The organism is Kitasatospora sp. NPDC127121 (assembly GCF_042677305.1).
Lineage (GTDB): Bacteria > Actinomycetota > Actinomycetes > Streptomycetales > Streptomycetaceae > Kitasatospora.
This window is the reverse complement of record NZ_JBHXTQ010000023.1, coordinates 85,957-92,282: the sequence shown is the minus strand read 5'-3', so window position 1 is coordinate 92,282 and position 6,326 is coordinate 85,957. Positions and strand designations below refer to the sequence as shown.

Annotated in this window: 5 protein-coding genes; all 5 read left to right on the top strand. The window is 69.8% G+C overall.

Going from position 1 to position 6,326, the window contains the following annotated elements:
- Positions 1–832 precede the first annotated feature (832 nt).
- The 5 genes from ACFVHI_RS14655 to ACFVHI_RS14635 all read left to right on the top strand — a co-directional run bounded on the left by ACFVHI_RS14655 (position 833) and on the right by ACFVHI_RS14635 (position 6,123).
- Positions 833–2,449 carry a type I-E CRISPR-associated protein Cse1/CasA gene (locus ACFVHI_RS14655; RefSeq protein ID WP_380339072.1) on the top strand — a complete coding sequence of 539 codons (1,617 nt, stop codon included), beginning with the start codon at positions 833–835 and terminating at the stop codon, positions 2,447–2,449.
- Positions 2,442–3,008, top strand: a complete 567-nt coding sequence (gene casB, locus ACFVHI_RS14650) for a type I-E CRISPR-associated protein Cse2/CasB (protein WP_380339069.1) — start codon at positions 2,442–2,444, stop codon at positions 3,006–3,008. The genes ACFVHI_RS14655 and casB overlap by 8 nt, the downstream gene beginning before the upstream one ends.
- Before the next feature lie 96 nt (positions 3,009–3,104).
- Positions 3,105–4,451: a type I-E CRISPR-associated protein Cas7/Cse4/CasC gene (locus tag ACFVHI_RS14645; RefSeq protein ID WP_063352463.1), complete on the top strand. Its 1,347-nt coding sequence runs from the start codon at positions 3,105–3,107 to the stop codon at positions 4,449–4,451.
- Positions 4,448–5,374, top strand: a complete 927-nt coding sequence (gene cas5e, locus ACFVHI_RS14640; protein WP_079136547.1) for a type I-E CRISPR-associated protein Cas5/CasD — start codon at positions 4,448–4,450, stop codon at positions 5,372–5,374. The genes ACFVHI_RS14645 and cas5e overlap by 4 nt, the downstream gene beginning before the upstream one ends.
- Entirely contained in the window at positions 5,371–6,123 is a 753-nt protein-coding gene (locus ACFVHI_RS14635) for a type I-E CRISPR-associated protein Cas6/Cse3/CasE (RefSeq protein ID WP_244293822.1), read from the top strand. Before cas5e ends, ACFVHI_RS14635 begins: the two co-directional genes overlap by 4 nt.
- The last annotated feature ends 203 nt before the right edge of the window (positions 6,124–6,326 follow it).

Sequence of the window (6,326 nt, the reverse complement as noted above, 5' to 3'; positions counted from 1 at the left end):
GTAGCGCGCGGCGGGCGCCCGCCGCGCGCTACGTCCCGGCGAGGTGCCGACTGCGGTGGGCGGGCAACTCGCCAGCAGAGCTGGCTGCCGTCGAGTTTGGCCAGGCAACTCGACAGCAGCCAGCTCTGCTGGCGACGCGACACGCAGAAGGGCGCGGTTGCGCTCCGGCGCTGCCGTGCTCTGGGAACATTGCCCATGTGCGAGGCGTGGCGCCACCGTCTCGACGATGTCGGCCCCGACCGTCGGGGCCGACATCGCCAAGATGAAAGGACATGAGATGTCTGTGGGACTACGTGCCTGGTTCAGGCGGAACGGCAGTGAGTTGGTGCTCATCTGGCTCGCATCGGTCGCAGCCGCACTGACAGTCCAGTTGGTGGAGTACCTCCGGGCCGTTCTCGAAGCAGCTTAGGCTCCGAGAACGACCCCTCCAGCCGGGCTGTCGGGTCCCGCCCCGTTCGAGCGGGGCGGGACCCGGAACGGGGTGTTGCGACCTTCGTTCATCAAGCTGGCCGGGCGGCCGAACGAATCGGCGGCGCTTCAGTCTACGGCGCGCCTTCTGTTCCTTGCTCGTGGCCGTTGATGTGATGGAGTCCTGTCGGCATCACGGCAGAGACGCTCCCGCAGTGCAGCGGGAATGAACCGTCGACGGCAGCGAGTGTTTGCTGGGTCGCTTTCCCCGCGTGTGTGGGGCTGGCCGGTGCCCCGCCACCCTGGACCAGGATGGCGGGGCAATCTGGTCGATCGAGCTACACGATCCAATCGCGGGTGCTAGCGTCGGCTTCGGCATAGGAGTTCCAACTCCCTTGTCGGACAGGCGCGATCATACGAAGTGATGGGCAGGGCATTGCCGCGAACGCACCCTCGGGCCCTGGCCGAGCAGCGCCTCAGTTGGGACCCACGGAGAGAGCCGTGCATTCCCGCGGTGACGCCCGAAGGGGCCAGGATTCTTGTATCGTTGTGCGAACTACTCGACCAGGCCGATAGTTTGACGACGATTGACTGTCCGACCCCGGGCGAGACCGTTGCCGTCATCGAGTTCGTCATGGCCATCTGCTTCGCTTCCGGTACCTGTCCGAGCACGCCCGAGCAGTGGCGGGAGTGGATCCGTGACGAACGCAGCCTCCGCTCCGCAGCCGAGTGGCTGGCCGGTGAGCCGGACGAGCACTGGGACCTGTTCCACCCCGAGACGCCCCTCGGCCAGAACTCCCTTCTGGACCCCTCTTTCGACGAGAGCGGCACGGGGACCGCGCAGTTGGTCATCGAGCGGGCCGGTGACTACAACCAGTTCTTCGACCACCACCACCTCGAGGACGGCGAGTCGCTGCCGGCGGCTGACGCGTTCCGGGCCATGCTCGCCCAGCACGTGTACGGCACGTACGGCAGGGCGAGGATCACCGGCAGGATTCTCGGACCCACCGTCACCAACTTGTCCACCGGGCGGTTGCAGGGACGGATTAGGGTCGTTCCCCTCGGCCGTACGTTCGGCGAGACGTTGCGGCTCAACCTCTATCCGCCCGAGGGAGACCCGGGCCGGCTCAACACCTCCTGGACCAGTGGTTCCGTGAGCCGCCGGAACTTCGCTGTGCGGGCCCGCCCGCGGGTGCCGGAGAGCCCTGCCGACCTGCACAGCGCGCTCGGCCGCTCCGTCCTGTTGCGACCGAAGCGCGATGCGGACGGCACGATCGTCGTCGACCGCGTGTTGATCGGAGCCGGCGAGGTCCTCGAACTGGACCCGGAAAAGCACATGCAGGACGCCGTGTTCAGCCGGACCGCGGGCGGAGAGGTCAAGCCCCTGTGGCCGTCGCCCACGCGCGCGCTCTGGCAGGAGGCGCACGCCCTGTACAGCGCGGTGAAGGACGCGCAGCCCGGTCTCTACGCGCGACTGCGCTCGCTGCCGCACAAGCGGGATTGCCGGGGCGCGCCCTACCACTTGTGGGCTGTCGGTCTCGTCTCCAACAAGACGCTGCCGGTCTCCTGGACGGACGGCTACTTCCCTTACGCCCCAGCGATGGAGGTACAGCTCTACCGTGCGTCCCGGCGGGGCTCGCGCATCGCCGAGTACCTGGCGTGGAGTCTCAAACGGGCGGCGATCCTCGCCTCGGAGAAGGTCTACTCGGTGGCGCGGCCGGCCGACGAGGCCCGGCAGATGTCCCGGTTCGACGCGCGGTGGATGTTCTGGCCCGAGGCTGCCAAGCCCTTCGACCAGTTGCTGGAGGCAGTGATCGATGAGGGGTACGACAACCCGGGAGATCCGGTCGCGCCCCTGCTCCTGGAGTACACGCAGACCCTCACCGACCTGGCCCGTACCCACCTCGTCTACCGCCTCGACACCCTCCCGCCCAACGAGCGGGGCTTCCAGGCCAGGGCGGACGCCCTGAAGCGTTTCGAGGACGACATCAGCCATCCGAAGGCCCCGGCCGAACTCCGGGGGGAGACCGCCCATGACTGAGGACAGCTCCCGAGACGGGTACCCCGTCGAGGACGCCTTCCCGCACGACAGCGCCGCACTGGTTGCCTGGCTCACCACCCTGGTGCGCAACCGCGAGTACGGCACCCTGGCCAACCTGCGCCGGGCCAGGGGCCGGACGAACGCGCACATCCGGGCCGGCTGGTACGGCGGCGAGAGCCACCGCGACCTGTTCGAGCGGATGGCCTTCCTCTTCGCGCTCTACCACCAGGGCCGTCCGACGCCCGCCTACGGCTACGGGAGTCTCGGTTCGGCGGCGGCGCGCATCGGTGACAGCGTAGGACGGGGCCCGGGCGACCCGGGCGCGCAGCGGCTCGTGGACCGGGTGGTCGTCAGCCGGAGGGTGCCGTGGCGGCACCTTCAGCACACCATCGTCCGGCTCCGGTCCTGTGACCAGCTCCCGCCCTCCTGGACCCGGCTCACCGAGGACCTGATCCTCTGGAACGACCGCAAGGCCCGCATCGCCTACCAGTGGTCGGTCGACTTCCATGCCCCGGTCCACCGGAGCCGGCCGTCCGGCAGTTCGCCGCAGAGCCGGTAGGCCGAGGCCGAGCAGGACCAACAGGCCCGGTACGTCGGACCAGTAGCCCCAGCACGACACGTACACGATCCCGACCGACCATAAGGACGCGACCGCGTGACCGCAGACGCTCGAAGCCCGTTCCTCTCGCTCCACCTCCTGGAGACGCTCGTCGCCGTGCTCCCGGTCAGGGACGAGAACGGTCAACCCAAGTCCCTTGTGTACGGCGGGTTCGAACGGCACATGATCACCAGCCAGGCCCGGCGACGCGCCGAGCGCGTCTACGCCCGCAACCGGGCCAATGCCGGCATCGGCGCCCTCAAGGGCCGGAGCATGGGCACCCGGACAAGGGAGTGGGCACTCCTCGCGGCGGCCGAACTGTCGTCCGGGAACGGCTGGGAGAAGGAGGAGGCCCTGATCACGGCGCGCGCGGTGATCGAGGCGAGCGGCTTGAAGTTCGGCGACCCGGCCAAGAAGACGGTGGCCAATCTGACCAAGGTGCTGGTCTTCGCGCCCGCCGACGCAGGCACCAGGATCGCCCGGCACATCGCCGAGAACGCCGACGAGATCCGGCCGTGGCGCGACAGCTACCTCGCCGGCCAGCAGAAGGCCTCGAAGAAACCCCGCCGTGGTGCGGCGAAGAACGCTGAGGAGCAGGAGAACGACGACGCGCAGGCAGCCACGGAGTCCGGCACCACAGGCCTCCCCCCTCTCCCCAAGAGCACGCGCAACGCCGTTCTGCTCGCCATCGCGCCCCGTGACGCTGTGGACATCGCCCTCTACGGGCGCTTCCTCGCCGAAATCGCCGACTCGCCCAATGTCGACGGGGCGGTGCAGACCGGCCATGCCTTCACCGTGCACGCCGCAGAGCAGATCGAGGACTTCTACGCGGCGGCCGACGACGCGAAGCTCGACCGTAAGCGCAACGCCCTCAGCTTCCTCGACACGGCGGACGACGCGGGCGCGGGCATGACCGGGTACCAGTCGCTGATCTCCGGGACCTTCTACCGGCACGCCGTCCTGGATCGCCGACAGCTTCGCGCCAACCTCCAGCAGGCCGGAATGGAGACGGAGGAAGCGGAGGAAGCGGCGACCGCCGCCGAGGCGGAGTTCGTCAACGCCTTCGTCGAGGCCGTCCCGGAGGCGAAGAAGAACTCCACCGCCTCCACCGGCTCGCTGCCGGCACTCGTGCTCGCCTTCGAGGGCGAGCGCCCGTACAACTACGCTGCCGCCTTCCAGAACCCCGTGGACGAGAACCCCGAGAGCAGCGGCGGCGAGGGCCCGGCCGGCCAGGCGGCGGTCCGCCGTCTGATGCGGCACCACCTCTTCGTCAGCAAGCGCCGCGGCGACCTGCGGTCCGCGCGCGTCCTCACCTACGCACCGGAGATCGCGGACCTCCTGGAGACGGTCGACCCCACCGGGGCCGTGGACGTCGTGGACTCCATCGAGGACCTCACGCCGTGACCGACGCCCCTGCCACGACCGGTCCTACTGCCAGGACCGGCTCCACCGCGACGACCGATGCACCGCAGCACGTTCTGCTCATCAGGTTGGCCGGGCCGCTGCAGTCCTGGGGCATCAAAGGCCGGTTCGCCCAGCGCGACACCCACACCCGGCCCACCAAGTCCGGAGTGATCGGCCTCTGTGCGGCAGCCTTCGGCCTTGACCGGGAGGATCCGCTCGACGAACTCGGGTCCGTCCTCTTCGGTGTTCGCGCCGACCGCCCCGGAACGCCCATGCGGGATTACCACACCGTCGGGGGTGGAAGGTATCCCGTCCGCCCCCGCGACCTCGTGACGGACCACCGCCGGGCCTCGGCCCTGGAAGCGCTCGGGGAGCAGAGAGAGGGCACGACCGCATCCTTCGGCAGCCACGCGCTGGCATCCTGGTACGGCGCACCGAAGCGGATCGCGGCGGACCCCCGTTCCGGGGCGCTGGTCGCAGGTGAGGTGAGCCGCCACGCCATGATCACCGAGCGCTGGTACCTGTCCGACGCGGCCTTCCTCGTCGGCCTCCAGCACTCCGACCGCGCACTCCTCGAACGGATCGCCCACGCACTGGAGCACCCGGAGCGCCTGCTCTGGCTGGGCCGCAAATCCTGCCCGCCCTCGGGTGACCTCTTCGTCGGCATCGCCCCGGGCATTCTGTCGGAGGTCTTCGAAACCCGGGCGTTGCTCCCGGCAGCCGACGACGGGCAGCCGCCGCCGAACGTCAGCCAGACCCGGTGGGCCTGGATCGAGAGCCCGCACCCGCTGCCGGGCGTCGGGCCGGTCCGCGACCAGCCCGAGAGGTTCCTCGCGAGCGGTCCCGTCCACCGGCAGCGCTGGGAGTCCCGGCACCGCATCACCATCTCCCCGCACGCCACCGAATGGGACATCATCCCGTGAACGCCCTGCGCACAACCGAGCCCGTTCCCGCCAACAAGGCGGCCAGATTCGTCGCCACACACACCCTGATCACGTTGGACGCCAGGCACCCATATACCGCCAAGTCGCTGATCGATGCCCAAGACATGCACCGGACCGTCATGAGCGGCTTCCGCGGCTGGGTCGACGACGGAAGCCGGGACGCCCGCGCCCAGATGAAGGTGCTGTCCAGCTGGACCGTCGACCTGAGCACCGCCCGGCTCTCCCTGGTCGTACAGTCCGCCGTCCCCGGCGACTGGAGCGGCCTGCCCCGAGCGGCGCTGGTCGAACCGCCGCACAGTCTGGTGGTGGACCGCACCTTCCGCATCGGGGACCGACTCGACTTCCGCACGGTCGTCAATCCGGTCAGCAGCCGACCGGCCGGGCCGCCGGCTCCCGGAGGCGGCGGAGGTGGAAGGGGTGTACGGGTGCCGCACACCCGCCCGGAACACGTGAAGGCGTGGTTCGCCCGCCGCCTGCAGCCGGTCGGCGAACCGGCGGTGGCCCCGGACGGAGTGGTCCGGCTCGGCGTCGACTCCGACATAGAACGGCTGGCCCTCCGCATCCTGCCGAAGGTCTCCAGCCACGGCCCCCACCGGGGCCTGCTCATCAGCCGGGCCGAGATCCGCGGAACTCTGAGCGTCACGGACCCACAAGCACTCACGGCCGCCCTCGCCCATGGCTTCGGCCATGCCCGCGCCTACAGTTGTGGCCTGATCCTGGTCCGATGACTGCCTGATGGTGCTGACCGGGCCGGTCGTGCTCGGTGTCGGAGCGGACAGTCGTCGTTCTGGCCGCCCCTGGAGGTCAGGTACCTCCGGGGCGGGCAGGGTTCCTGCTGGTCAGCCGGGAGGCAGGTCCGCTCATGGTGGCGGGCCCGCCCACGAGGGCGTGAGCACTGGCTTCCGCGAGGGGTCGAGGGCGACTCGGTCTC

Excerpts from the sequence above, each read along its gene's own strand:
- casB (WP_380339069.1), top strand. The coding sequence starts at position 2,442 with ATGACTGAGGACAGCTCCCGAGACGGGTACCCCGTCGAGGACGCCTTC.
- ACFVHI_RS14655 (WP_380339072.1), top strand. The coding sequence starts at position 833 with ATGGGCAGGGCATTGCCGCGAACGCACCCTCGGGCCCTGGCCGAGCAG.